This is a genomic window from Intestinimonas sp. MSJ-38 (genome assembly GCF_018917925.1).
Taxonomy (GTDB): Bacteria; Bacillota; Clostridia; order Oscillospirales; family Butyricicoccaceae; genus Pseudobutyricicoccus.
In genome coordinates, this window is record NZ_JAHLPO010000011.1 from 15,957 (window position 1) to 40,522 (window position 24,566).

General features: G+C 54.8%; 25 protein-coding genes. 4 read left to right on the plus strand and 21 right to left on the minus strand.

Annotation, left to right across the window (positions count from 1 at the left end):
* Nucleotides 1–5 precede the first annotated feature (5 nt).
* The gene (locus tag KQI26_RS08315; RefSeq protein WP_216504054.1) at nt 6–1,994 is read left to right on the plus strand and encodes a methyl-accepting chemotaxis protein; all 1,989 of its coding nucleotides are present in this window, start codon (nt 6–8) and stop codon (nt 1,992–1,994) included.
* An 85-nt stretch (nt 1,995–2,079) separates the two neighbouring features.
* Here KQI26_RS08315 and KQI26_RS08320 read toward each other — a convergent pair whose 3' ends face one another.
* The 4 genes from KQI26_RS08320 to KQI26_RS08335 form a co-directional block, all read right to left on the minus strand.
* On the minus strand, nt 2,080–2,940 hold the full coding sequence (locus KQI26_RS08320) for an EAL domain-containing protein (RefSeq protein WP_216504055.1): 861 nt from the start codon (nt 2,938–2,940) through the stop codon (nt 2,080–2,082).
* Between the two features lie 234 nt (nt 2,941–3,174).
* The gene (locus tag KQI26_RS08325; RefSeq protein ID WP_216504056.1) at nt 3,175–3,921 is read right to left on the minus strand and encodes a hypothetical protein; all 747 of its coding nucleotides are present in this window, start codon (nt 3,919–3,921) and stop codon (nt 3,175–3,177) included.
* A gap of 14 nt (nt 3,922–3,935) precedes the next feature.
* Nucleotides 3,936–5,876, minus strand: coding sequence for a cell division protein FtsA (locus KQI26_RS08330; RefSeq protein WP_216504057.1), 1,941 nt, complete (start codon nt 5,874–5,876; stop codon nt 3,936–3,938).
* Between the two features lie 40 nt (nt 5,877–5,916).
* Nucleotides 5,917–6,609, minus strand: coding sequence for a cell division ATP-binding protein FtsE (locus KQI26_RS08335; RefSeq protein ID WP_216504058.1), 693 nt, complete (start codon nt 6,607–6,609; stop codon nt 5,917–5,919).
* A gap of 151 nt (nt 6,610–6,760) precedes the next feature.
* On the opposite strand from KQI26_RS08335, the gene KQI26_RS08340 reads away from it, so the two are divergent.
* Complete coding sequence (locus tag KQI26_RS08340) at nt 6,761–7,660, plus strand: C39 family peptidase (protein ID WP_216504059.1); 900 nt, start codon at nt 6,761–6,763, stop codon at nt 7,658–7,660.
* 63 nt (nt 7,661–7,723) lie between these two features.
* Here the strand turns inward: KQI26_RS08340 and KQI26_RS08345 are convergent, their stop codons facing one another.
* From KQI26_RS08345 to fliD, 3 genes are read right to left on the minus strand one after another with little or no spacing between them, the layout of a single operon-like run.
* Entirely contained in the window at nt 7,724–8,125 is a 402-nt protein-coding gene (locus tag KQI26_RS08345; protein WP_216504060.1) for a hypothetical protein, read from the minus strand.
* A 3-nt stretch (nt 8,126–8,128) separates the two neighbouring features.
* Nucleotides 8,129–8,503 (minus strand): flagellar export chaperone FliS, encoded by a 375-nt coding sequence (gene fliS, locus KQI26_RS08350; protein WP_216504061.1) that lies wholly within the window; start codon nt 8,501–8,503, stop codon nt 8,129–8,131.
* Nucleotides 8,504–8,532: 29 nt separating this feature from the next.
* Nucleotides 8,533–11,028, minus strand: coding sequence for a flagellar filament capping protein FliD (fliD, locus tag KQI26_RS08355; protein WP_216504062.1), 2,496 nt, complete (start codon nt 11,026–11,028; stop codon nt 8,533–8,535).
* A gap of 236 nt (nt 11,029–11,264) precedes the next feature.
* Here fliD and KQI26_RS08360 point away from each other — a divergent pair, with 236 nt between their 5' ends.
* Nucleotides 11,265–12,044 (plus strand): ParA family protein, encoded by a 780-nt coding sequence (locus tag KQI26_RS08360; protein WP_216504063.1) that lies wholly within the window; start codon nt 11,265–11,267, stop codon nt 12,042–12,044.
* On the plus strand, nt 12,044–13,015 hold the full coding sequence (locus tag KQI26_RS08365) for a late competence development ComFB family protein (RefSeq protein WP_216504064.1): 972 nt from the start codon (nt 12,044–12,046) through the stop codon (nt 13,013–13,015). The genes KQI26_RS08360 and KQI26_RS08365 overlap by 1 nt, the downstream gene beginning before the upstream one ends.
* 81 nt (nt 13,016–13,096) lie before the next feature.
* Here KQI26_RS08365 and KQI26_RS08370 read toward each other — a convergent pair whose 3' ends face one another.
* From KQI26_RS08370 to KQI26_RS08435, 14 genes are read right to left on the minus strand one after another with little or no spacing between them, the layout of a single operon-like run.
* The gene (locus tag KQI26_RS08370; RefSeq protein WP_216504065.1) at nt 13,097–14,392 is read right to left on the minus strand and encodes an EAL and HDOD domain-containing protein; all 1,296 of its coding nucleotides are present in this window, start codon (nt 14,390–14,392) and stop codon (nt 13,097–13,099) included.
* A complete protein-coding gene (locus KQI26_RS08375; protein ID WP_216504066.1) occupies nt 14,389–15,327 on the minus strand; it encodes a chemotaxis protein in 939 nt (312 codons plus the stop codon). The genes KQI26_RS08370 and KQI26_RS08375 overlap by 4 nt, the downstream gene beginning before the upstream one ends.
* Before the next feature lie 39 nt (nt 15,328–15,366).
* Nucleotides 15,367–15,846, minus strand: coding sequence for a chemotaxis protein CheD (locus KQI26_RS08380; RefSeq protein ID WP_118747220.1), 480 nt, complete (start codon nt 15,844–15,846; stop codon nt 15,367–15,369).
* Nucleotides 15,836–16,459 carry a chemotaxis protein CheC gene (locus KQI26_RS08385; protein WP_118747221.1) on the minus strand — a complete coding sequence of 208 codons (624 nt, stop codon included), beginning with the start codon at nt 16,457–16,459 and terminating at the stop codon, nt 15,836–15,838. The genes KQI26_RS08380 and KQI26_RS08385 overlap by 11 nt, the downstream gene beginning before the upstream one ends.
* Nucleotides 16,460–16,477: 18 nt before the next feature.
* Nucleotides 16,478–17,206 carry a flagellar hook-basal body protein gene (locus tag KQI26_RS08390; protein WP_118747222.1) on the minus strand — a complete coding sequence of 243 codons (729 nt, stop codon included), beginning with the start codon at nt 17,204–17,206 and terminating at the stop codon, nt 16,478–16,480.
* A 19-nt stretch (nt 17,207–17,225) separates the two neighbouring features.
* Nucleotides 17,226–17,981: a flagellar hook-basal body protein gene (locus KQI26_RS08395; RefSeq protein WP_216504067.1), complete on the minus strand. Its 756-nt coding sequence runs from the start codon at nt 17,979–17,981 to the stop codon at nt 17,226–17,228.
* 28 nt (nt 17,982–18,009) lie between these two features.
* Nucleotides 18,010–18,828, minus strand: coding sequence for a sigma-70 family RNA polymerase sigma factor (locus KQI26_RS08400; protein WP_118747224.1), 819 nt, complete (start codon nt 18,826–18,828; stop codon nt 18,010–18,012).
* 28 nt (nt 18,829–18,856) lie between these two features.
* Nucleotides 18,857–20,944, minus strand: coding sequence for a flagellar biosynthesis protein FlhA (gene flhA / locus KQI26_RS08405; RefSeq protein ID WP_216504068.1), 2,088 nt, complete (start codon nt 20,942–20,944; stop codon nt 18,857–18,859).
* A 13-nt stretch (nt 20,945–20,957) separates the two neighbouring features.
* Entirely contained in the window at nt 20,958–22,034 is a 1,077-nt protein-coding gene (flhB, locus tag KQI26_RS08410) for a flagellar biosynthesis protein FlhB (RefSeq protein WP_216504069.1), read from the minus strand.
* Between the two features lie 35 nt (nt 22,035–22,069).
* The gene (locus KQI26_RS08415; protein WP_216504070.1) at nt 22,070–22,846 is read right to left on the minus strand and encodes a flagellar biosynthetic protein FliR; all 777 of its coding nucleotides are present in this window, start codon (nt 22,844–22,846) and stop codon (nt 22,070–22,072) included.
* 10 nt (nt 22,847–22,856) lie between these two features.
* Nucleotides 22,857–23,102 carry a flagellar biosynthetic protein FliQ gene (locus tag KQI26_RS08420; RefSeq protein ID WP_216504071.1) on the minus strand — a complete coding sequence of 82 codons (246 nt, stop codon included), beginning with the start codon at nt 23,100–23,102 and terminating at the stop codon, nt 22,857–22,859.
* Between the two features lie 38 nt (nt 23,103–23,140).
* Nucleotides 23,141–23,803 (minus strand): flagellar type III secretion system pore protein FliP, encoded by a 663-nt coding sequence (gene fliP, locus KQI26_RS08425; RefSeq protein WP_118747228.1) that lies wholly within the window; start codon nt 23,801–23,803, stop codon nt 23,141–23,143.
* Nucleotides 23,804–23,806: 3 nt separating this feature from the next.
* Complete coding sequence (locus tag KQI26_RS08430) at nt 23,807–24,172, minus strand: flagellar biosynthetic protein FliO (RefSeq protein WP_118747229.1); 366 nt, start codon at nt 24,170–24,172, stop codon at nt 23,807–23,809.
* A gap of 4 nt (nt 24,173–24,176) precedes the next feature.
* Nucleotides 24,177–24,542, minus strand: a complete 366-nt coding sequence (locus tag KQI26_RS08435) for a response regulator (RefSeq protein ID WP_118747230.1) — start codon at nt 24,540–24,542, stop codon at nt 24,177–24,179.
* Between the last annotated feature and the right edge of the window lie 24 nt (nt 24,543–24,566).

Genomic DNA, 24,566 nt, shown 5'->3' on the forward strand with positions numbered 1-24,566 from the left:
CTGTTATGAAGAGTATCCAGAAAAAGATCACCGCCTGTTTCCTCATACTGGTATCTGTGGCAGCACTGCTGTGCGGCGGCGTAGGCATTTTTTCTGTCTACACCAGCAACCAGTCCCGGCTGGAAGAGGAATTGAAATCCTTGGCCGCACTGGCCGCCGACCGTGTGTCCTATGAGCTGACCTCGTATCAGGGTGCGGCCGCCTCTCTGGGCATGGTGCCTCAGTTGAGCGACGACACTGTGACCACGGCCCAGAAACAGGAACTGGTGAACCGTTGGGCCGAATCCTATAATATGGAACGGGGCAATCTGCTGGACAAAAACGGCAAGAGCCTGTTTGACGGCAATGATTATTCCGACCGGGAATATTTCCAGAGTGCGATAGAAGGCAACATTTTCATCTCCACCCCGACCATCAGCAAGACGACCGGTGAACTGTCCATCATGGTGGCCGCTCCTGTGTGGAAGGGTGGCGTGCCCAACTCGGAAGTGACGGGCGTTGTGTACTTTGTCCCCCCTGAAGAGTTTCTCTGTGATATTATGTCTTCCATCCATACCAGCGAGCACAGCGGTGCTTATATGCTGGACAAGAACGGCACCACCATCGCCGATGTGGTCATGGATACCATCGGCACAGAAAACATCGAAGAAGAGGCCCAGTCTGATTCTTCTCTGTCCGCTTTGGCTTCCATCCATGAGAAGATGCACGAAGGCAAGACCGGCTTTGGCACTTATACCATTGATGGCATCAGCAAGTATGTTGCTTATGCTCCTGTGCCGGGCACCGACGACTGGAGCATCGCGGTTACCTCTCACACCAGCGACCTGATGGGCGCTACCTATCGGAGCATCATCATTATCTCTGTGCTGGAGGTGGTTGTGCTGGTTGTTTCTTCTCTGCTGAGCATCCGGCTGGCCAAAGGCATTGCCTCTCCCATCCGTGCCTGCACCAAGCGCCTGTCCCTGCTGGAGAAAGGCGACCTGACCACTCCGGCTCCTCAGGTCAAAAGCCAGGACGAAGTGGGTGTACTGGCCCACTCCACCGAAAGCATTGTGAACTCCCTCAATACCCTGTTCTCCGACATTGCCCATGTGACCGGCGAAATGGCCCAAGGCAATTTTGCCGTCCATTCCCAGCACTATGAGGTGTACCAGGGAGACTTCTCCTCTGTGCTGAAATCCCTGCAGAACATCAAATACAGCCTGAGCGACACACTTCGTCAGATCGACACTGCGGCGGCCCAGGTCTCTTCCGGCGCCGATCAGGTGTCCTCCGGTGCCCAGGCTCTGGCTCAGGGTGCTACCGAACAGGCCAGTGCTGTGCAGGAACTGTCCGCCACTTCGGCCGACATCAACTCCGGTGTGCAGAATAACAGCGACGCTGCCAAGACCGCCAAAGACAAGGCCAATGACGCCGGCGCTCAGGTGGCTCTGAGCAACGAGAAGATGTCTGAGCTGCGCGAAGCCATGTCCACCATTCTGGACGGCCATGAGCAGATCGGTCAGATCATCGCTACCATTGAAAACATCGCCTTCCAGACCAATATCCTGGCCCTGAACGCCGCAGTGGAGGCGGCCCGGGCTGGCAGCGCCGGCAAGGGCTTTGCCGTCGTGGCCGACGAAGTGCGCAACCTGGCTTCCAAGTCCGATCAGGCTGCCAAGCAGACCAAGGAACTGATCGAACACTCCGCTCTCAATGTGGAAAATGGCAGCCGCCTCAGCGAAGAAGTCTCCGCTGCTTTGGAAGAGACTGCATCCCTCACCGGCTCTGCTGTGGAATTTATCGACCAGGTGGTAGACAATGTGGTCAACCAGGCCGAGTCCATTTCTCAGATTGCCGAAGGCATCGACCAGATCTCCAGTGTAGTGCAGACCAACTCCGCTACTGCTGAACAAAGCGCTGCCGCCAGCGAAGAGCTGTCCGGCCAGGCCCAGATCATGAAAGAATTGATCAGCCGCTTTACTCTCAGCGAGCAGAACAACGAAAATGATTGATCCCTTGCAAAAAAAGAGCCGCCAGAAGGCGGCTCTTTTTTTAGTTTTTGATCCTGTTTGGACTTTCTTTTTCCTTGTGTTCCCTTTAACCGCCGCTTCTCGGCAGCCGGGTAAAGGAATCCCTTTGCACCAGGAACACCGGTGCAGCGGCTCCTTTGGCGGCGATACGCCGCTCCCACTGGATGAGCTGCAAAATCTCTGGAGCAATGGGCTGCGGCACTTCCTGAGGTTTTGCAATCAAATAGCCCTGGCCATACGAAATCCCCAGCCGGATCAGCTCCCGCAGCTCTTCCCGTTCCTCAATGCCTTCGGCGATGAGCTGAATGCCCAAAGGTTTGCAAAACTTCACCATTCTCCTCAGAGCCCTGGATTTCTCCGGAGACTTGTGGATATCCCGGATGAGATCCATATCGATTTTCACAAATTGGGGATGCAAATCAATGACCCTTTGAATCCCTGCACAGGCTTTTCCAAAATCATCAATGGCAATCTGATAGTTTTCCTTTTGATAATGGCTCACCAGCTCCTGAAACAGGCTTATATGCTCATTCTGAATATTGGTGCGCTCGGTGATTTCAAACACCAGATTGGCCGCAGAGATGCCGTATTCTTTCAGGTACTTTCGCGTCATTCCCTCCCGGAATTGGGGATCATACATCACATATGGGTCCACATTGAGAAAGAGCTTTTGGCTGGCCAGATCCTTCCCGATCCCGGCCATGGCCTTTTTCCGGCACAGATATTCCAGCTCCCACAGCTTTCCGCACTGCTCCGCCAGGACAAACATTTCCTCAATGGACACATCCGGTTCCGAGCGGTTGATCCGAGCCAGCGCTTCATATCCCAGGACCTTTCCATCGGTCAGCGAAATGATGGGCTGATACGCGCTTTTGATCTGTTCATTCTGGATGATTTGGCATACAGCTGCCGTCTTGGATTCTTTCATAAACAAAGGGCCCTCCACTATACCAGCATCTAACGGCACCGATCCCAATACACGGATCGATCAAGCGTGGGCATTGTATCATACAACATCACTGCTTTTCCACCATGGCTGTGTGAAAACTCCTCTCTCACAGTAAAACTTTCTGTAAAGCAACCGAATTCAAAAAGCGCCCCAGGTCATCTTTCCGATGGCCTGAGGCGCTTTTGCTTTCCAATAGACGGTTTTTTATTTTATTTATTGCAGCGGCTCCACTTGATTGGTCTGCCGGTTCAGGCGATAAATGCCCATTCCATCCACACGCACCAGATAGGTACCCACAATCTGGTGAGAGCCTACGCCATCCAGTGTGTATACATTGATGCAGAAACAACTGATGTCGTCCACCATGTCATAGCCTTCCTGGGCATATACCTGGTAGGCTGCCATGGAATCCCCGGTCAGTCCCAACTGCTGAGGGGTCATACTCTCCAGCTGGCTCACCGCTTCATCCACCGTCAAATTGTTCTGAGCTCCATCCTGCACTGTGATCCCTTCCACCAAAGCGGGCGTCACTGTGCAGCTGTCTTTGCTCCATTCCACTTTCAGCTGGAGCATCCCCGTCTCATCCTGGGAATTTTTACCCAAAATCACACTGCCGCTTTCTTCGGTAAAGGTCGGTTCCTGCTGTTTCGTCCCCTGCTCATCCACCACAGCGCAGTCATGCTCTTCCATCATCTGGTTGACATATTCCTTGGCCGCTTCGCCTCCCGACGCCAGACCGGTATAGACATAATTTTCGGTTTCTGTTTCCGAGTTGGTTTCCACGGTGCACACGGTGCCTTCTTTTTCTTCCGCCATGCCCAAGGCCGGCAATTTTTCCTCGTCGCTGAAAGAATATTCTGCCGGAAGGCCCTCGTCTTTCTCCTCCCCAGAGCATCCAGGGAGCACGGTGCACAGCATCGCCATCCCCAGACAAACAGGCCATTTCTTCCATTTGTTCATGTTATTGCCTCATTTCATTCATCGCAGCGGATCTCTACTTGATCGTCCATCTGCAAAATCTGCTGGAAGGTGCCGTCTCTCCCATTGACCCGCAGGGTCACCGGCCGATCCAGCTTTTCAAAATCAATTCCCGAGCGCTCCAGCAAATCCATCAAATAATAAGGATTCCCGTCGGCTTTTCCCGGCAGAAGGATGGATTGGCCATTGAAAGTCAGCCGCAAAGGCCGGGCCGCCGGCGCAGCTGCCACCGGTGCGGCAGGAACGGGAGGCGAAGGCTGAGACCTTGTTTCCACCGGTGAAGCAATATGCTCCATCGCCTGGGGCGCAGGCTGCTGAGAAGCCGGAGGATTGTTTTCCCCCTTCCCGGCCGTGCGCAAAGGGATTCCCTGGGGCGCCGGTTCATCGGGGGCCAGAGGGCGTCCCTGGGCCAAAAGCTGCCGGGCTCCCACTCGCTCCATCACTTCCCGAACCAATACCACCCGGTCTTCTCCCGGCTGGGCCGGAGTGAAATCAATCCGATCTCCTGCCTGGACCCGTGTGGAGGGGCGCACTTCCTTGCCATTGACTTTCAGCTGAGCGGGAATAGCAGGCTGGCCAGGGAAAACCACCCGGCGCCCATCTACTTCCAGTATCACGCTCTTTCCATTGCGCCCCAGAAGTTCCCGATAGGTATAGCCGTTCATCATCAGAATTTCCAGTACACTCAGCTGGCCGCTCCGAAATAGTTTGGCCTGTTTGCCATTGAGGAATACCCGATAGCTGTCACCAATCAGACCCAATCCGGCGGAAATGGCGATCCCCAACGGAGTGGTGTACTCCGGGTCCTCCATTTCGCTGCTGTCCCACTGGGCACTTCTCTTGAAATGGGCTCCGGCCAGCGCCACACGGTGGGAATCCATCCCCAGAGTCTCCGCCAATTTTTCCCGCAGGGTAGACAGCTTGCTGCCGCCTCCGGCCAAAAACAGCGCCGACGGCGCTCCGCCGTTGAGCTTCTGAATTTTCTCCGCCACCTGGCTGGCCAGATTCTGGGCTGCGCCGTCGGCGGCGGCCATCACCTCTTCCGCCGAATAGGTCTGCTCCAATCCCAGCACATCAGTAAAAGTGATCTGGGACATTTCTCCCAGCTCCATCTTCATTCGTTCTGCGGTATCGTAGTCCACCAGATAGGCCCGCATCAGGGCCTCGGTGATTTCATCGCCGGCCACTGTGGCCATGGTATAGCCCACCACGGTGCCCTCCCGGCACACGGCAATATCCGAAGTACCGGCGCCAATGTCCACCAAGGCCAGATTCAGCAGCCGCAGATCCTGGGGGATGGCAGCATTGAGAGCGGCAATGGGTTCCAGCGTCAGGCTCATGGCCTCCAGCCCGGCCTGTTCCAGTACAGCATACAGGCTGTCGATCACTTCGCTGGGCAGGAAGGTGGCCACCACCCGGCTTTCCAGTTTTTGTCCTTTATGTCCCAGAAGATTGGTCAAAGGATAATCATCCAACAGATACCGGATGGCGGTATAGCCCACCAAAAACAGCCGCCGCTGCCCTTCTTCTCCTTCGCCCTGCAAGGCCCGTTCCGCGTCGGACACCGCCGCCGCTTCCAGACGGGCCACCTGCTCCTGGGTGATGGTTTCCATGCCGGACAGCTCCAGTGTACCGGTACCCTCTTCGGTGCGCAGCGCCCGGCCGGCCGCCGCCACGCAAGCTCTTTGCAATTTTCTTCCCGCCGTCTTTTCCAGACGCCGGGTCACTTCCACCACAGCCCGGGCCGCCTGGCCGATGTCCTCGATCTGGCCATCCTGCATGGCTCTTTGCTGGTGGGGCTGCTTTTCCATGGCAAAAATATGGACCTTGCCCTCTTTCACCTTCCCCAGCATCCCAATGACGCTGCGGGTGCCGATGTCCAGGGCATAGATCAGATCCTCTTCCTGGGGGATCTCCATTTCTCTTTGCTGCTCCATCGCCCGTTCTCCTTCCCAAACGCCTGTGGGGCGTTCCTGATTATATAATATCTCCATAGCGGCCTTTGGCCACATCCCCAAAGACTTTGCCGTCCACCAGGGTGATGACCCGTTTGCGCATCATATTGACAAACATCTTGGCATGGGTGACCATGACAATGGTGGTGCCTCGCCGGTTCATCTCGTCCAACAGGTGAAACACATCCCAGATGGCATCTTCATCCAGATTGGCGGTAAGCTCATCCAGCAGCAGCACCGGCGGGCTGAGGATAATGGCCCGGGCCAGCTCCACCCGGCGGCACTCGCCCAAAGAAAGCTCCACCGGATACCGGTCTTCCACTCCATGAAGCCCTACCATACCCAGGGCTTTTTGTATCATTCCTTCCCGGCGGCGACGGCCGATCATCACCACTGTCTCCAGATTTTCCCTAATGGTTTTCTGCCGCATCAGCTGGGGGATCTGAGGAACATAGCCAAACTGCCGGCGATAACGCTCCCGGCCCCAACGGCGAAAATGCGTGGTGTCGGTGTCATTGAGATAAATGGAACCATGGTCCGGCCGCAGCTGTCCATGGATCAACTGAAGCAGGGTGCTTTTCCCCGCACCGCTGCTGCCGGTGACAAAGACAAACTCCCCCTGGCGTATTACCAGATTGATATCTTCTACCACAGCAATCCTTCGATTTTCCTGCTTATAATATTTGCTGACCTCTTCCAAGCGTATTTCCGGCATAAGGCGCTCCTTTTTTTCTGTATACAGAAAGATCTTATTGAGTTATCATCCCAATGTAAATGAAAATTTTCTGCCTTGCGGCTTTGCTCTTCCCTTATTATAATATCAGTATAATCCCTTGGGATGGATTTTTCCAGTTGAGGTGTTGTATTTGTCTCGCAAATCCCGTTTTCACAAAAAAATAAACATCATAGGGCTTTTGCTTTTGGCGGTGCTTTGCATCGGCGGAGTGGAACTGCTGGTGTGCCGCTTTGCCTCGCCCCAGCTGTTTGACCGCATCACCCAGCCGGTGCTGTCTTTCGGCCGGCAGGTGCTGGACTCCGGAAAAGAGCTCATCGAAAAGATCCCGCCCATTCACCTTCCCTCCCTAAAAAAAGAGGAAGCTCCTGAGAAAACAACGCAAGAGGAGGCACCGGCCAGCCAGCTGGCCACCGATCCCACCCTCCAGACCGCCCAGCAGGAGGAAGCCCCTGGCGTCACTCATTTCGCCCAACGAAAAGGCCGGGAGGTTCTCACTGGCGGCAATGTGGACATGGTCTATTTCAACCAGGCGGAAGAGCCCTGGGCCTCTCAGCCCTACGGCTCGGACGACATCGGCGGTTATGGCTGTGGTCCTACCTCCATGGCCATGATCATCGCCACCCTCACCGATGAAACGATGACCCCCACCACTATGGCCCAATGGGCTGTGGAACATGGCCACTGGGCCAAGGGCAGCGGCTCCTATCATTCCCTCATTCAAAATACGGGGGCCGCCTTTGGTCTCACCGTCTCGCCGCTGAAGAATCTGACAGCCGATTCTCTCACCCAGGCCCTGGCCTCCGGCCAGGTATGCGTGGCTCTGATGCGAGAAGGCCATTTTACCTCCGGCGGTCATTTTATCGTGCTGCGCGGGGTGACGCTGGAGGGAAAAATCCTGGTGGCCGACCCCAACAGCCGTCAACGAAGCCTGATCGCCTGGGACCCTCAGCTGATCATCGATGAGCTCTCCCATTCCCGCTCTTCCGGTGCGCCGCTATGGTGCATCTCCACTTTGCCCCAGCAGAACTGATACCTGCCCTATGAGAAACAAGAACAAATCCCCTGCCAAACGGGCAGGGGATTTTTCAGGCCGTCAGGGCTTGCCCGGCTGCTGGCGATAAAAGGAATGTTCACCGCCGATCCTCAAATTGAGCCGCCGGTCCACTTCCAGAATTCTATCCAGCAGCCGTTTGTTTTTTTGAACCAACTCTCCCAGGGCCTGAGCCTGGGGCGGCGGGGTCTGGCCTTGCAGGATACCCCGCAATATCTGCCGCTGTTCCGGGGGAAGCTGGAGACATTGCCGCTCCAGCATGGCCTTGCAGCTTTCCAGCCGGTCAATGGGTTCCTGGCGCATTCCCAGAAACATCTGCACCGACACCTGATCCTGCCGCTGAAACGCATCGGCCAGTTCTCCAGTCAGTTCCATCACTTCGCTGAGGGCCGTATACATTTTCTGTTCCGCGCTCATGGCGACTTTCAGCGCTTGCTCATCCATGGTCTAATGCTCCCCGGAAGTCTTTTCGGCTTGGCGGAAGCTGTCCCGCAGTTCGCTGACCATGCGGGTCACCCGCATCAGCTCTTCCTGGTTCCGGCCTGCTTTCACGCGGATGAGTTCATAACAAAAATATTCATACAAACGAGACAGATTCCCGCTGATGGGATAGCGGTGATCCAAGGTGTCGGACAGATAGTGGATGATCTCCACCGCCCGATCCACTGCTTTTTCAAAATTTTCGTAATTTTGCTTCCCCATCTCCAAATCAGCCTGCCGCAGTCGCTTGACCAGCTCGTCATACAGCAAGAGCAGAAGCTCGCCTTGGGTCATGGTATTCAGCGATTCTTCCCGATACCGCTGATAGCCTCGCATATCCATATATTAGCTGTCCTTTCTCCTTTTCAGGATCAATAGCTGCCGCCCATCAAACCGGCCAACGCAGAGCTCTGGGAGTTCATCTGGTTGATCAGCTTTTCGAGCTGTGTAAATTTGTTGGTATAATAATCCACTTTGTCGGACATTTTGCTCTGCCAGGTGGAAATCCGCTTATCCAGCTCTTTCATCTGATCCAGAATGGTGTTATCCAATGCGGCGGTGGGGGCATACTTGGAACCGGCCTTCTCGATGAGGATACCCTTGACCGCGCCGGTGGTAGCAGCATAACGGTCGGTGACTTTCTGGATCTTGGTCATCAGGCCATCGGTGGCTGCGCCATTTTCCTTGCTCTTGTTGAAGGCATTGGCCACGCCATCCAGATCGGTCTCCAGAGCCTCCCGCAAAGCCTTTTCATCCAGGCTGATGGTGGTCAGGCCATCCTCATAGCTGGTCTTGATGCCAATGGAACGGAGATAGGCACCGTCAGCACCGCTGGATACCACAGCATCCCGCAGAGCGCTATACAGGGAAGACAAATCCCGATCCATGAACAAAATGCCGGTCTTGGCCTTTTCTTCATAGGCCTTGATCTCGCTTTCGGTCATGCCCTTTTCGTCTTCCGAAGTCAACGGCTCATAGTTGGAGCCGTTGCTCTTCTGCAAAGGCATATCGGAATAGGCCTTTTTGATTTCAGTGACCATGGCGTTGTAATCGTCCACCATGGATTTGATGGCATTGAACACCGTGTCGGTGTCGGTCTTAGTGGTGAAGGTGACATCGGCCCCTTTTTCTGTGCTATCCACATTGAATGTGCCCTCAAAAGTGACGGTCATGCCGTCCAGATCCGCCGTATTGCTGCTGCGGGTATATTCCATCTGCTTGCCATTGACCGTGGCGGTAAAGACAGCATCGGTGCCTGCCGTATACTTATCCTTATTACTCGTATCCACCTTGCCGAACAGAGCCTGGCCCAATCCCTCGCCGATATCGATCTTTCCCGCAGAACCGGTGGCTTTGGAAGTGAACACAAACTCGTTGGTCAGTTTGGAATAGCTCACTGACACACCGGCCTCACTGTTGGCATTGATGTCATTGATGATGGTCTCCATGGCGGTATCCTGGGTATAGGTGCCGATCTTGACCCCGTTGACGGTCATATCGAACTCATACAACCGCTCGCCGTCTTTATTGACCCGGTATCCCTTTTCGTCCAGCAGATTGCCGTCTTTGTCGTAGTATTTTCCGTCCTTTTCCACCCAGTCCTTCCGGTCCACAGGTGTGGCTGTACCCTCAAGTTTGACGCCGCCGATGGTCAAAGTGCCTTTTGCTGCATCGAAAGTGCCCAGCTGCCCCAGACTTTTGGACACATCCACATAGGAGGTCAAGGAAGTATTGCCCTCGCCGAACAGGATCTCTCCAGCGGCAGAATCTCCGGCATAAATGGCAAAAGTATCGCTTTCTTGTGCAGTAAAGGAAATGGCGCCTCCGTTCATCCCCACCTGGACGCGATTCACGCCAAAAGCCTTATCCAGCCCTTCCTGCACGGTACGCTTTACGGCATCACTCCATCCTTCACCGTCTTTGCGCTCCACATCTCCCAAAGTGATCTTTTTGGTCTGGCCGTTGAGGGCGACAGAGAAGGTTTTGCCGCTGAGGTATTCGGCCTTGATCTGGCTCTTATCCGCCACCTGCTTGCTCATGTCCATATGGAAGGTGGAGCTTTTGTCTTTGACGGCCGAGTCCAGATCGGTGACCATACCGGCAAACTTGCCATAGGCGCCGCCAATGGAGACGCTGTCACCGCCTTCGTCCTTGTTGGTCAACGAGATAGTCCCATTTGCCGCCACACTGATATCAATCAGATTACTTGCTGCCTCAATTTTTCCATCCGAATTTTTCAAAGTCTGTTCGGAAAGTTTTTTATTCAGGGCCTTCTGGAATGCACCTACATCCAGTGTGCCGTCTCCCTTAGAAAAATCCTCATTGGTGTCAAATGTCAGCTCGATGGACTGATTTGCACCATAATTGATGGTAAGAGAACCACTCATCTGGCTGACTACCACCGGCTGACTCCAGTCCACGGCGGAGCCTACAGCACCGCTGTCCAACTTGGAGGACGAATAACGGGCAGCAGAAGCCAATTGTTTCACACTATTGATGGTGATCTGGCTGCTGCTTTTGCCAGTGGCCGTGATCAGATCGGCATATTTGCCGCCGGTTGTGGTAATGACGGCGTTTTTGAAAAACGACTGGCTGTTCAAGTTGGTTGTAGAGCTGTAAGAGCTGTATTTTCTGGAAAATTCAATCAATTTATCCGAAATGCTCTGATAGGCATTCTGCTGCCACTGGAGCTTGGTTTTGCTCTGCTGCAAGCTGATGATTTTCTGCTGGTAGCTTTTCACCATACCTTCGATCATGGATTCGGTATCCATGCCGCTGGCCAGGCCGGAAATGATGTTGGTGCTGCGGCTTCCATAGATGCTGCTTGTGGAGGAAGAGCCACCCATGATGCTAGAGATCGATGCCATTGTATTCCACTCCTTTACATGGCCGCCGGAAGATGAATGATTCTCCCCATACCGGCGTCTGATTGACAAATGAACGGTGATTCGGTAAAATAAATGTGGAAAAACCACAAAAGTTTATTCTTTTTCACTTGATATATCGTCCTATTCCGGCGAAAAATTAAGGGCCCGCAGGGTATTTTCTTTTGGCGCGGGCCAATTTTTTATTGGCCGAAGGATGCGAAGGGAGCGAAAGGGCTATGCCCACCAAAATCACAGCCATTACCAATCAAAAAGGCGGTGTGGGAAAAACCACCGTCTGTGCCGCTTTGCTTTCCTGCCTCCACCAGCGGGGGGCCCGGGTTCTGGGCGTGGATTTAGATCCCCAGGGCAGTTTGGGGTTCAGCCTGGGGCTGGATATTGAGCACTGTGCTACAGTCTATGATATTTTCCGTGGGGCGGCCCAGCCGGAAGAGGTGATCCGCCAAACCGATACCTGTGACATTCTGCCTTCCAACATCCTGTTATCCGCTGCCGAACTGGAATTCAACAAGCCCGGCCGGGAATTTCTCCTCAAAGCTGCCCTTTCCAAGATCCAGGACCAATATGATTATATTGTCATCGATACCCCTCCTGCCTTGAATATCCTGACGGTCAATGCCTATGTGGCCTCGGACAGTCTGATCATTCCCATGGCCCCGGAGGTGCTCAGTCTACTGGGTGTGTCTCAGATTAAAGAAACCATTGAAAGCGTGCGCAATTATTACAACTCCCGGCTCCAGGTGCTGGGCATTCTGCTCAACCGGTTTAATGCCCGGCTGAATCTCAGCCGGGAAATGCTGGAGCTGGCCCAACAGATCGCCGCCCAGCTCCAAACCAAAGTCTTCCAGACGAAGATCCGCAGCAGCGTATCGGCTGCCGAAGCACCGGCCCACGGGGTGAGCATCATGGACTACGCTCCTCGCTCCAAGCCCGCCATGGATTTTGAAGCTCTGTGCCAGGAGATCCTGGGCGAGTCTTCTGCTGAGGAGGTGCGCTGATGGCCCCCAGAAAAGGCAGCCGGAGCAGCAAAACCGACCATGTTCTCAACCTGCTCTCCCATCCATCCACTCCGGAACCTCAGCAGCCTGCAAAGCAAGCTGCAAATGAAAAAGCGCCGGAGGAAACTCTTCCCACATCAGCTCCCGAGGGAAGCACTGTCCCCCATCACGATGCGCCCCCGCGGGAAGAACGCCGTCTCACCCCACCTGTACTGGAGGTGGCCCGGGCCAACAATGAAGCCTTGGAAGAAACCATCCGGGAGGCTTTGGAAGGCGCCTTGGCGCTGGATGAATCCGAAGGTGCTCCTGCGGAAGAGCCCACTCCTGTGGAAGAACCTGCCCCTGTAGAAGGATCGGCTCCCACAGAAGCACCGATCCCCGTGAAAGAATCGGCTCCTGCAGAAGAACCCGCTCCCATAGAAGCACCGGTCCCCGTGAAAGAATCGGCTCCTGCAGAAGAACCCGCTCCCATAGAAGCACCGGTCCTTGTGGAAGAGTCGACCCCTACGGAAGCACCGGCCCCCATAGAAGAGCCAGCTCCCATAGAAGAATCTGCTCCTGCGGAGGAGCCAGCTCCTGTGAAAGAGCCTGCCCCCGCAGAGGAACCTATCTCAAACAAATTGCCCACCCCGGAAGAAGCCGCTTTGATCAAGCCGGAAGAAATCCTGCCCGATGAATCCCGCTTTGTCAATGTGATGCTCCCGCTGGTGGAAGAAAAACTGCTGAAATATGTGCGTATGTTCCACTTGTGTGAGTGTCCCCGGTGTCTGGCCGATGTGAAGGCCTTGGCCCTTTCCCACCTCCCTCCCAAATATGTGGTACTGGAAGGAAGCACATACACACCCATGATGAGTTTCTACCAGGCCAAATTCGACAGCGATGTCACCGCTCAGGTGATTCACGCCTGCAAACAGGTGATGGAAGCTCCCCGCCATGGAAAAATCCCCGGACTGGAACAGGAAACTCACTGATTGATTACTGATTGATTGCTTCTTGAAACACAAACAGCGCGGAAGAGATTTTCTTCCGCGCTGTTTGTTTATGTAAAAAACTTATTTCTTTTCTTCCTGTTTGCCCTCTTCGCCTTCCTTGGCGATCTGGGGCGCCGGTTTTGTGATCTCACTCCACACCCGGTTGACCTCTTCCATGCAATTGAAATACAGGCTGGTCAGCAGGTTGGTGGGAATGCCCAGTTCTTCGGCCAGTTTATCGATCTTGCCCCAGTCGGCCTGCTCATAGCTGAGAGCCAGCTGATAGAGCATACCGCACCGGCCTTCTCCTTTCATCAGAGCGTCCTTCACCTCTTGCCGCAGGGGAATCTGGTTCAGAATATCCTCCATAGGAGCATCGATGAGGTAATTGAGGGTGGAGAACATACCCATCATATAGGCATCGGGCTTGGAAATGGGCATATTCTTGGCGTAATTCATCAGATTGCTGCAGAAATTGGCCCGCATGAAGGACATACGCAGAAATTCCTCTGCCCCTTCTTCGATCTGATTTTCCGCATTGCTGGCGCTGAGCAGGTAAGCCCACTGGCGCAGCTCGCCGAGACCCATAATGACGATGGCCTGCTGCACGGTGGTTACCTCGTGCCGCAGAGCGAAATAGCAGGAATTGACCATTTTCAAAAGGCCATAGGTCAATGTGGCATCCACCGAGATGATCTTCTCGATCTCTGTGATGTCCGGCTCTTCGGCGCTGATGGCCATGATCAGGCGGAAGAAGTTACTTTGCAGATATCCGCTGCTGTGAGCCTGGGTGGTGAGCTTGGCCGCCACATAGGTACCCTCCATGGCATCCACACCCAGCTTGATCGCTTTCTGATACAGCTCCTCGTTGTCAATGCCCATAGCAATGCACTGTTTATCCATGCTGTGGGCAATGTCCACAACATTTTTCAAAGTCATCATGGACATACTGCCCAGGCTGAGCTTGATGTAGTCGATGCTGTCCAGCAGGGCCAGATACCGGGGGGCAAACTGGAATTCGTTCACCGCCACTTTATAGCCCTCTTTTACATACTGCTGCACAATGTGCATGGCCAGAGGATGGATGATGACGCTGTCATCGATCTGGATCACCAGCTCGTCTTTATGAAACAGACGCGGCGTCTTTTTCATCAGCAGCGTGGTGGTGAAGGTCATAAAGTTCAGCGTGCCCCGCAGCACCTTTTCGGTGTTTTGGGTGAGAAAGTTATAAATGGTATCGGCGGCGGCAAAATCATTGTTGGCCGGGCCTTTATCCCCGCCGAAAGCCTGATTTTCCCCATGGTACTGAATCTCATAACCGATGATTTTGTTGTCCTTATCCTTGATAGGCTGCCGCACAATATATTTGCCGCTCATGCTCTATTCCCCTTTTCTGCATCCTCCCGGCCCAGCAGGTGGTCGATCACACCGATCAGATGGCCGATCTCCGGTTTGCTCAGCTGCTCATCTGCCCCCAGCTGCTTGCCCTTGATATACATTTCCTGGGTAACCAGCGAGGAAAAGATCACCAGGGGGATCTTCTTGAGCACATCGTCTGTTTTGATCAGCTTGGTAAGCCGGTGGCCATCCATCTGGGGCATTTCCAGATCGGTGATGATCAAAGCCACCTGCTGATTCAAATTGGGAGAGTTTTTGCACTCCTGCAGCGCATCCCACAGCTCCGCCCCATTGGGGAAGGAGCGCAGATTCACATAACCGGCCTTCTGCAAAGATTCCTGGATCATGCGGGACAAGAGGATGGAATCCTCCGCGATCCAAATGGGGCACTCGCTCCGTTCCCGGCGGCCCAGGGCTTCCACTTCGCTGATCTGGATGGTGGTCTGAGGGGCGATCTCCGCCACGATCTTCTCAAAGTCCAGAATGGTCACCAATTCTCCATCGCATTGGGCAATGCCGGTGGCCACTCCGTCGGGTCCGCCGGAAACGGTGTTGTCCGGCTTCTGGATGTCTTCCCAGGAGATCCGGCTGATGCCCACCACGGTATGTACCCGGAAAGCGATGAACATCTTGTTGAAATTGGTGATGATAAACAGTTCCTTATCCCGGCTCTCCACATCCCGGCGGGCCAGGTACTTGGGCAGGTTGACCACTGTGATAACGGTATCCCGGGGCTTGAAGATCCCTTCCACCGCCGGATGGGAATGGGGCATAGGATGCACCTTTTCCGCCATCATGATCTCCCGGACTTTGGCCACATTGATTCCATACAGATTCCCGTCAATGGTAAACTCCATGATCTCGATCTCATTGGTTCCCGATTCCAACAAGATTCCGTTTTTTTCCTTTTCCATGACATCGATCCCCCGCTTCCATATCAATACAATTTTAAGTTACAAAATTCGTTCCGGGCTGCCATAGCTGCGCACCAGGCCCATGCCGGTGGCGGCGTCGAAACTCAGGGTGCGGGCCGCCTTGCCGCCCACATCCTCCTTGGCCAGGCGGATCATCTCCCGCCGCAGCACCATATGAACGCTCTCAATGTTTCGCTGCCCGATATTGCCCAGTGCACCTCCGGAGGTTTCAAACATCTTTGCCCCTCCGGCAATTTTGGCCACGATCCGGTTTCGTCTGGCCCCCAGCTGTTCCATCCGCCGCACAGTCTCCCGGATGCCGGTATCGGCATATTTCATGGGGGAACTGCGGCCGGTCTCCATGTTGATGGGCAGCATGATATGAACCAGCGCCGCCAATTTAATCGCAGGGTCATACAGGCAGATGCCGATACAGGAACCCAACGCATAGGTAATCAATTCTCCGCTGTGTTGAGTCATCTTCATATCGGCGATGCCAACTACCAGCTTATCCTTCATCCAATACCCCCAGCTTTTTCAGCAGGAAATTCAAAGATCGCACATCCGGAGACAGAAGAATGCGGCAGGGCACCTTCCGCCCGTTGCAGATGAAGTCGGCGCCGATGGTCATAATGTAATCGGACTGACCGCCGAATTCCGCCATGGGCACCGCGATGATCGCCCCCTGCATATCCACAGCAAAAGCGGGAACGGTGAGGCGGATCTTCATATCGGTCAAACCGGCCATGGCATTAGCAAAGGCGGAAATCATGATATTTCCCACTTCCAGAAGAGCTGAGATCTCCAGTTCCGTCAGATACTGGTAATCCTCCACTCCATTTCCTATCATATGCTGCAGAACCAAGTTGATAAACTCCATGTGCTGAATGGACAAAATAATGCCATTGATTTCCCCTTCCAGGCGGGCCAGCACCCCCGCCGTCACGGTTTCCGGGCCGCCGATCCAGTCGATGGCCTCGTTATAGCCCATGATCTTCACTTCGGGCACTTCAATCGTCACCTTGCAGCCCAACATACTGGACAGGGCATTGGCCGCATTACCGGTGCCGATGCTGCCGATCTCCCGCAGCGTATCCAGTTCAAGGCCGTTGAGTTCATTAAAACCTTTCACAGTGTGCCTCCCTGTCTGTTAGTTGGCCAGATTGTTGATGGTGGTCTCCACCTCATCGGCGGTGGTGACCATCCGCAGAGCATAGCTGTAAGCCCGCTGGGCTTCGATCACCTTTCCCAGCTCTCCGGCCAAATCAGTGTTGGAAGTTTCCAGCCAGCCCCGGCGCACTTCCGAGGCGGACAGATACACCTGGCCGCTTTCCTCGCTGGTGAGGAATCTTCCGCTTCCGGCATGAAGCAGCCCATCCTGGTACTGGATCTCAAAGACACCCACCGGCTGCTCTGCCGAAGGATCGGTGACCCGGATGGGATAGCCTTCCACATTCAGCACCTGACGGCCCTCTCCATCGGTGAGATAAAAGACCTGCTGGAGCACGCCGTTTGCATCGGGCTCCTGGAAGGAGCCCAGAGCAAAGGAACCGTCCCGGGTATAGGACACTTCGCCGGTGGCTGGATCATACAGTCCAAAGAATCCACGGCCCACAATGGCATAATCCTGGCTTTTCCCGGTCTCTTCCGGAGTCCCTTCTCGGTAATCATTCACCGCCGACAGCACCGCGGCCCCGCTGCCCTTGGGCAGCTGCGCCCCGTCCACGCCGTTGACCATGCCGTACATCAATGTGCCGAAAGCCGGCTGCTCATTTTTATATCCATAGGTGTTCACATTGGCAATGTTGTTGCCCTGGATCTCCATTTTTTTCATCTGCTGCTGCGCCCCGATGGCGCCGCTGTAAAATGCCTGAATCATCGCCCGCTCTCCCCTTTCCTTACATTCTGCCTACTTCTGTGGTGGCCTTGGTGAGGATCTCATCATAGATCCCCAGCACCTGGGCCGCACTTTGCAGAGCCCGCTGGGCGGTCATCATACGGCTCATCTCCTGGATCATATCCACATTGGAATTTTCCACATAGCCCCAAAGCACCGGTTCATTGGCCAAGGTAGGCTGCTGGCCTCCTGTGCCAAACAAACCGCTTTCATTCTTCACCAGCTGAGCGGTGTCCGGGAAGGTAAAGACCCCCAGCCGTCCCACAGCACCGCTGCCATCGGCATAAGAGATCTGACCATAATTGTCTGCCCGGACGTTGTCGCTCATCACCTGGATGGGTGCGCCGTCCGTCCCCAGCACTCTTCCGTGCTCCGGCAGGCACAAGTAGCCTTCCTCATCCAGCACAAACCGGCCATTGCAGGTGTATTCCACACCGTTTGCCGTTTGGATGGCGAAAAAACCATTGCCCTGGATGGCGAAATCAAATGTCTGGCCAGTCTCCTCCAATATCCCCTGCTGGTAATCCACATACAGCTCACTGGGGGCCAGAATATAGCTTTCCTGCCCCAGAGGTATGGAATCCCGTTTGTCCTTGTTGCCGATGCGGCTGATGAGCACCTCGTCAAAGGTGGTGTCGGTGTAGATCTCCTGCTTGTAACCGGGGGTGGTGATGTTGGTCATGTTGTTGCCCACCGTATCCAGCCGGCGACTCTGGGAAAGTATCCCGGAGGTCAGATTGTAAAATCCCTTGGTCATTGTTTCCGATCCTTTCCTGTGCTGATCTTTACTGCTCCAACTGTTCTTTCAGCGATACGCGCAGCCGCTGGATGGCGTGGCTGTGGATCTGAGAAACCCGGGGCGGGCTGACGCCCAACACCTGAGCGATTTCTTTCATCGTCAATTCTTTTTCATAATAGAGGGAGAGCACCATCTGCTCATTGGGCCGGAGCTGCTGAATCCCCTGGACCAGGGCGGCCCGCAGCTCCTTTTCCCTCCACATCTCCTCCGGCGGGTCTTCGTAATTGCTCCTCTCCAGCATCCTTCCCGACACATTGCCGTAAGCGTCCAGCAGCATCTCAAAGGACACCAGATTGGCTCCCGCCGTATCCGATAGATCTTTTTCGTATTCCTCCAGGGAAAGTCCCAGATGTTCGGCCACCTCCCGGTCTGTGGGCTCCCGTCCCAGGGTCATGGACAGTTCTTCTTCCGCCCGATTGATCCGGCTGGATTTCTGACGCAGCTGCCGGGGCATCCAGTCCTGCTTTCGCCCCAGATCGATGACGATCCCTCGCAACCGCTTGGCCACATAGGTCTCCAGCTTGACGCCCTTTTCCGGATCAAAGCGATCCATGGCATTGAGTAGCGTCAGCAGCCCTTCGTGGATCACATCTTCCAGCTGATTCATTCCTCCATACGCACCGCAGGTGCGCATGGCAATGCGGCGGAGGGGCTCCTGAAAGCGCATGGCCAGGGCCCATTTGATGTCATTGTCCCCGGTCTGCTTGTAAAGAGCCATCAGCTCTTCGTTGTTCATCTGATCCAGTTCCTGCTTTGTTTTCCCGGCCGATGCCGGGCTGAGCCCTTCTTCGTTTTTCTGATGCATGCCCGTCACCGTCCTCTCTCATCGCTTCTCAGGCCTGCTTGGGCTGAGCCCCCAGAGAAACATTGCCAATGGCCTGTATCTGCACATTGCTGGTGATCTCATTAAAGGAGAGCACATACATATCGGGATAAAACTGAGAAACCATCCGGCTCACATACACCCGGATCACCTGGCTTGTGAGCAAAATGGGAGTTTGAGATAGCTCGTTGAACTTTTTGCGCAGCTCACCCAGCTGGGTAATGATCTGCTGCATGATATCCGGACTGAGGGCCAGATAGACGCCGTGATCGTTTTTGGTCAAGGCGGCCAGGATCTTGGTTTCCACATCGGCATCCAGAGTCACCACCCGCAGCTGGCCGTTCTGGCAGAACTTCCGGGTAATGGTACGGCTGAGCGCACCCCGGACCTGCTCGGTGATCATATCCATATCCCTGGTGGTGGAACCGGCGTCTACAATGGTCTCCAGAATGGTGCTCAGGTCTTTGATGGGAATGCCCTCCCGCAGCAAAGAACGAAGGATCTTTTCCAGATTGGCATAAGTGACCACATTGGGGATGGCGTCGTTTACCAGCTCCGGCTCGGTCTTTTTCAGGTTCTCCACCAGCTGCATGGTCTCGCTGCGGTTGAGCAGCTCGTGGGCGTGGCTCTTGATGGTTTCCGACAAATGGGTGAGCATCACGGTGAGGGGGGAGATGACGGTATAGCCATAGATCTCCGCCATTTCCTTGTTCTCCGGCAAGATCCACCGGGAGGGGATGCCGTAGGCCGGTTCCACCGTCTCGATGCCGTCGATCTCACCGCCGGGAGAGGCGGGTTCCAGAGCCAGGTAGTAATCCACCAGGATCTCACCGCTGGTCACCTGCTCGCCACGGATCTTGATGACATATTGGTTGGTACCCAGGGAGGCCCCGTCGTGAAGGCGGATCGAGGGGATGACAAATCCCATGTCCTGGGCATATTGCCGGCGGAAAATGACGATGCGGCTGATAAGCTTTCCGCCGCTGTGCTCATCCACCAGCGGGATCAGACTGTATCCAAACTCCATTTCAATGGGCTCGATAGCCAGGAGGGAATACACATTGTTGATGTCTTTGAAATAGTCGGCTTCGCTGGGGGCCTGGACTTCGGTGGGAGCCGGTAGTTCTTCCGGCGCCGCTTCCTCGGCCTGCTTTTTCTGCTCCATGCGCTTACTGCCCACATACCCTCCGGCACCCAAGGCACTGCCCACCAGCACCAGCGGCACAGTGGGAGAACCGGGGATGAATCCCAGCAGCACCAGAATCACACCGGTGGACAGAATCGCCCGGGGCTGGGCCTTGAACTGACCCACCACATCGGTGTTCAGGCTGCCGTCGGACACCGACCGGGTGACGATCATACCGGTGGCAGTGGAGATCATCAGGGCCGGCAGCTGGGAGACCAGGCCGTCACCGATGGTGGCAATGGAGTACACATTGAGCACGGTGGCAAAGTCGCCGCCGCCCTGAACGATACCAATGATCAGACCGGCCGCAAAGTTGATGACGGTGATAATCAGGGACATCACCGCATCGCCCTTGACGATCTTGGTAGCGCCGTCCATGGCGCCGTAGAAATCGGCTTCCTTCTGGATCTTGTACCGGCGGAGACGGGCTTCCTTTTCGTCGATCAGGCCGGAGCTGAGGTCGGCGTCAATGGCCATCTGTTTGCCGGGCATGGCGTCCAGGGTGAACCGGGCCGCCACTTCGGAGACGCGCTCGGCGCCTTTGGTAATAACGATAAACTGCACCAGCACGATGATCAGGAAGATCAGCACGCCGATGACGATATTGCCCTGGGTAATCAGCTGACCAAAAGATTTGATCACAACGCCGGCATTGCCGCCGTTGGAAAGAATCAACCGGGTGGAGGACACATTCAGTCCCAACCGGAACAGAGTTGTGATCAGCAAAAGGGATGGAAATATGGAAAACTCCAGCGCTTCCCCGATGTTCATGGTGATCATCAGGATCATAATGGACAGGGAGATGTTGATGATGATAAGCACATCCAGCATAAATGTGGGCAGCGGGATCACCAAAAACAATACGATGACCACCACCATCAACGATATGGCGCTATTGAGTATTCGTTTCATAGTTTACTGGCTCCTACTTCCCGCCCTGTTTCAGGGAGGAATCCATACGATAGATATACACCAGCACCTCGGCCACCGCGTTGTAAAACTCCGGGGGAATGGGCCGGTTCAGTTCTGTGGAGGCATAAAGAGCCCGGGCCAACGGCACATTTTCCATTACCGTCACCTGGTGTTCCTCCGCCATCTTGATGATCCGCAGCGCCAGATGATCCTGCCCTTTGGCCAGGACCACCGGTGCTTCGTCCACATCGGGCCGATAGCGCAGAGCCACGGCAAAATGGGTGGGGTTTTTGATGACCACATCGGCCTGAGGCACCTGCTGCATCATGCGGGATTGAGCCATCCGCCGCTGCAGTTCCTTGATCTTGCCTTTGACCTGAGGGTCGCCTTCCATCTGTTTGTATTCTTCCTTGATCTCCTGCTTGGACATTTTGATCTGCCGTTCGTAATCCCACCACTGATAGAAAATATCGGCCCCGGCCAAAACGATATAGGCGATCATGATCTGATTGACCATTTGAAAACTCTCGTCAAACAGATGGCCGCAGGCACCGGGGAGATCGGCGCCCAGATACTTGGTGAAAGAAAGCAGTGCGCCGGAGATAAAACGATAGATCAGAAGCAGCAGCAGAAAGATCTTCAGTAGCCCTTTCAGGGCTTCGATGATGCTGCGCAAAGAAAACAGCCGCTTGACTCCCTGAAGGGGATTGAGGCGGCTCCACTTTGGTTTCAGGGATTCGCCGGAAATGAGCATTTTGGTCTGGAAGAAGGTGACGGCCACCCCCACCAGCGCCGCCGTGGCCAGAATCGGCCCCGCCGTTTTCACAAACACCAGCAGCAGCTGATAAAGGAGGTTTCCTCCCTGTTCGGGGGGCATGGCTCCGGTTCCGCCGGTGGCCAGGCCCATGCAATACCGGAAAAAGCTCTCCAGCTGATCCACGGTCCCGGAGGCCGTCAGCCGGATCACCCAAAAGCTTACCAGCAGCACCATCACGGAAACAGCGTCGTTACTAAAGAAGATGTTGCCTTTTTTTCGTTCGTCACGCCGTTTTTTTGGCGTGGCTTTTTCCGTTTTGGAACTGTCGGCCAAGCCCCCTCACCTCCTCAGCCCCTTGGAAAAGGGATCTAACCGCCTGTTCCCAAAAGACGCACCGCCTGCTCCATCTCGGTGAGCATCTGGGCTTCTGCCTGAAGCAGAAATTCGTTGAAAGGAGTCAAGAACACAAACAGCAGCACAAGGCCGATGATGACTTTCAACTCCATGTTGATGACAAATGCATTGATCTGGGGAATGGCCTTCATCAGAATGCCCATGCCGATTTCCCCCAGCACTTCCGCTGCCAAAATGGGCAGTGCCAGTTTGACAGCCAGTATCATGCAGGTGAAAAACAATTCCGCCACATAGGAGGCCGTGGCCTGACCGAACACCGCCGCACCATAAGGAAGCAGCTCTCCTGAGCTTTCCAGCAGGCGCATCAGGGTGTAGTGGCCGTTTTCCCCGAAGAAATTGAGTACCAGCAGAATATTGAGCAGCGACGCACTCACCGTCATGTTGGACTGGTTTCCCGCGTCGTAGATCTGTGCCATGGTCATGCCCATCTGGGTGTCGATGATCTCGCCTCCCACCTGGACCACCATAAAAAACAGCCGCATCACAAATCCCAGCACAAATCCTACGCCCAGTTCCTTGCACATGATCAGGGCAAAGACGATGATGTTGCTGGGTGCTTCCACGGTCAAAGCAGGCTCCAAACCGAAAACACTCACTGAAAGCACCATAATGAGCCCGGCCTTCACCGTTCCCGGCAGGTTGTTCCGCCCCAGCAATGGGTTAAAGAGAATGAACCCGCTCATGCGCATGAGGATCAGTTCGAAGAGGAAAAGTTGTTGCCAATCTATCATATTTCCGCCCTTACATCAGCGTGAACAAATACCGGGAAAACTCCAAAAGGGTCTCCAGCATCCATCCGCCGCCTATCAGCAGCACCAGCACCACCACGATCAGTTTCAAAATAAAGGAAAGGGACTGTTCATGGATCTGGGTGACCGCCTGGAAAATGGCCACCAGTATGCCCACGGCCATACTCAAAATCAGCAGCGGGCCGCCGATTTTCAGCGCCACGCCGATCCCTTCCCGCAGGATATCCACCACTTCCATGCCTCACCCTCCTTCCGGTTTGATTGCTGCCATAGGCCCTAATTGAATCCTCGCACCAGGGTGGAAAACAGCAGTTCCCAACCGTTGAGCGAGATGAAAAGCAAGAGCTTGAAGGGCATGGAGATCATGGAAGGCGGCAGCATGATCATACCCATGGACATGAGGGTGGAGGCCACCACCACATCAATGAGCACAAAGGGCAGATACAGATAAAAACCGATCATGAAAGCCCGCTTCAGCTCGCTGGTGACAAAGGCGGGCACCAAAAGCCGCAGAGGCAGCTCATCGATCTGGCTTTCCTCCTCCGGCGCTTCCACCTGGGCCAGATCGCAGAACAGCTCCAGAGAACTGGTTTCCGTCTGCCTGGCCATAAACTCCTTCAGGGGCTTTTCCGCCCGCTGGAGAAACTCCTCCTGGGTGATCTCCCCGGCGGAATAAGGCTTATAGGCCTGCTCATTGATCTCATCCACCACAGGGGACATGGTGAACAAGGTCAGAAACAACGCCATACCCACCAGCACCATATTGGGCGGATTCTGCTGCAGGCCCATGGCCGAACGCAGAAAGGAAAAGGAGATCACATACCGGGTAAAGGAGGTCATCATAATGACCATGGAGGGCAAGAGGGTGAGCAGAGTGGTTATAAAGAGGATCTGAAGGGCCTGTACCTGTTCGCCGTTTACATTGATCAAAGCATCCACGCCCTAGTGCCCTCCCTTGTCCTTCCGCTGCTTGATCACCTGCTCCAGCGACTGGCGGAAGGACATGGGCGACGGCTGGTCTTTTTTTGCCTTTTCCCACTCTTCTACCGTCTGCTTTGGAACTTGTCCCAGGCAGGTGATGCCCGAGGGCCCGGCCCCCAGGAAATAATACTCTTCCCCCAACTTGACCAGAAGAAGCTTCTGGTCTCTTCCCACCGGCACCTTTTCCAGCACCGTGATCAGGTTGCCCCGGTAAAACCGCTCCCCCACTCCCCGGGACGCCACAAAGCGGGTACACAGATAAGCCAGCACCAGGATCGCTCCGATCATCACCAAGGACCAGAGCAATCCCAAAATCTGCTGCAGCATAGAATCAGCCGTTACCCAGAATGGTGTTGACCGCCTTCATCAGCCGGTCCTCCTTAAAGGGCTTGACGATAAAGTCCTTGATACCGGCCTGCACGGCCTCCACCACCATGGCCTCCTGGCCCATGGCGGAGCACATGACCACATTGGCCTTGTCGTCCTTGGAGCGGATGGCTTTCAGCGCCTCCAATCCGTCCATGTTGGGCATGGTGATATCCATCAGCACCAGATTGGGCTTGATCTCAAAATACTTCTCCACGGCATCCTTGCCGTCCACCGCTTCGGTCACATCGTCGTAACCGTTCTTCGCCAGCATATCCCGGATCACCTTGCGCATAAAAGCGGCATCGTCCACAATCAGAATCTTGGCCATTTTTCCCATCCTTTTCTATGTCGT

Excerpts from the sequence above, each read along its gene's own strand:
- KQI26_RS08390 (WP_118747222.1), bottom strand. The coding sequence starts at position 17,206 with ATGATTCAGGCATTTTACAGCGGCGCCATCGGGGCGCAGCAGCAGATG.
- KQI26_RS08430 (WP_118747229.1), bottom strand. The coding sequence starts at position 24,172 with ATGCTGCAGCAGATTTTGGGATTGCTCTGGTCCTTGGTGATGATCGGA.
- KQI26_RS08415 (WP_216504070.1), bottom strand. The coding sequence starts at position 22,846 with ATGATAGATTGGCAACAACTTTTCCTCTTCGAACTGATCCTCATGCGC.
- KQI26_RS08325 (WP_216504056.1), bottom strand. The coding sequence starts at position 3,921 with ATGAACAAATGGAAGAAATGGCCTGTTTGTCTGGGGATGGCGATGCTG.
- KQI26_RS08315 (WP_216504054.1), top strand. The coding sequence starts at position 6 with ATGAAGAGTATCCAGAAAAAGATCACCGCCTGTTTCCTCATACTGGTA.
- KQI26_RS08380 (WP_118747220.1), bottom strand. The coding sequence starts at position 15,846 with ATGAAGGATAAGCTGGTAGTTGGCATCGCCGATATGAAGATGACTCAA.
- KQI26_RS08320 (WP_216504055.1), bottom strand. The coding sequence starts at position 2,940 with ATGAAAGAATCCAAGACGGCAGCTGTATGCCAAATCATCCAGAATGAA.
- KQI26_RS08335 (WP_216504058.1), bottom strand. The coding sequence starts at position 6,609 with ATGCCGGAAATACGCTTGGAAGAGGTCAGCAAATATTATAAGCAGGAA.
- fliS (WP_216504061.1), bottom strand. The coding sequence starts at position 8,503 with ATGGATATGCGAGGCTATCAGCGGTATCGGGAAGAATCGCTGAATACC.
- KQI26_RS08400 (WP_118747224.1), bottom strand. The coding sequence starts at position 18,828 with ATGCATCAGAAAAACGAAGAAGGGCTCAGCCCGGCATCGGCCGGGAAA.
- KQI26_RS08345 (WP_216504060.1), bottom strand. The coding sequence starts at position 8,125 with ATGGATGAGCAAGCGCTGAAAGTCGCCATGAGCGCGGAACAGAAAATG.
- KQI26_RS08435 (WP_118747230.1), bottom strand. The coding sequence starts at position 24,542 with ATGGCCAAGATTCTGATTGTGGACGATGCCGCTTTTATGCGCAAGGTG.
- KQI26_RS08420 (WP_216504071.1), bottom strand. The coding sequence starts at position 23,102 with ATGGAAGTGGTGGATATCCTGCGGGAAGGGATCGGCGTGGCGCTGAAA.
- KQI26_RS08375 (WP_216504066.1), bottom strand. The coding sequence starts at position 15,327 with ATGGAAAAGGAAAAAAACGGAATCTTGTTGGAATCGGGAACCAATGAG.
- KQI26_RS08360 (WP_216504063.1), top strand. The coding sequence starts at position 11,265 with ATGCCCACCAAAATCACAGCCATTACCAATCAAAAAGGCGGTGTGGGA.
- KQI26_RS08330 (WP_216504057.1), bottom strand. The coding sequence starts at position 5,876 with ATGGAGCAGCAAAGAGAAATGGAGATCCCCCAGGAAGAGGATCTGATC.
- KQI26_RS08365 (WP_216504064.1), top strand. The coding sequence starts at position 12,044 with ATGGCCCCCAGAAAAGGCAGCCGGAGCAGCAAAACCGACCATGTTCTC.
- flhA (WP_216504068.1), bottom strand. The coding sequence starts at position 20,944 with ATGAAACGAATACTCAATAGCGCCATATCGTTGATGGTGGTGGTCATC.
- KQI26_RS08395 (WP_216504067.1), bottom strand. The coding sequence starts at position 17,981 with ATGACCAAGGGATTTTACAATCTGACCTCCGGGATACTTTCCCAGAGT.
- KQI26_RS08370 (WP_216504065.1), bottom strand. The coding sequence starts at position 14,392 with ATGAGCGGCAAATATATTGTGCGGCAGCCTATCAAGGATAAGGACAAC.
- fliD (WP_216504062.1), bottom strand. The coding sequence starts at position 11,028 with ATGGCATCGATCTCTAGCATCATGGGTGGCTCTTCCTCCACAAGCAGC.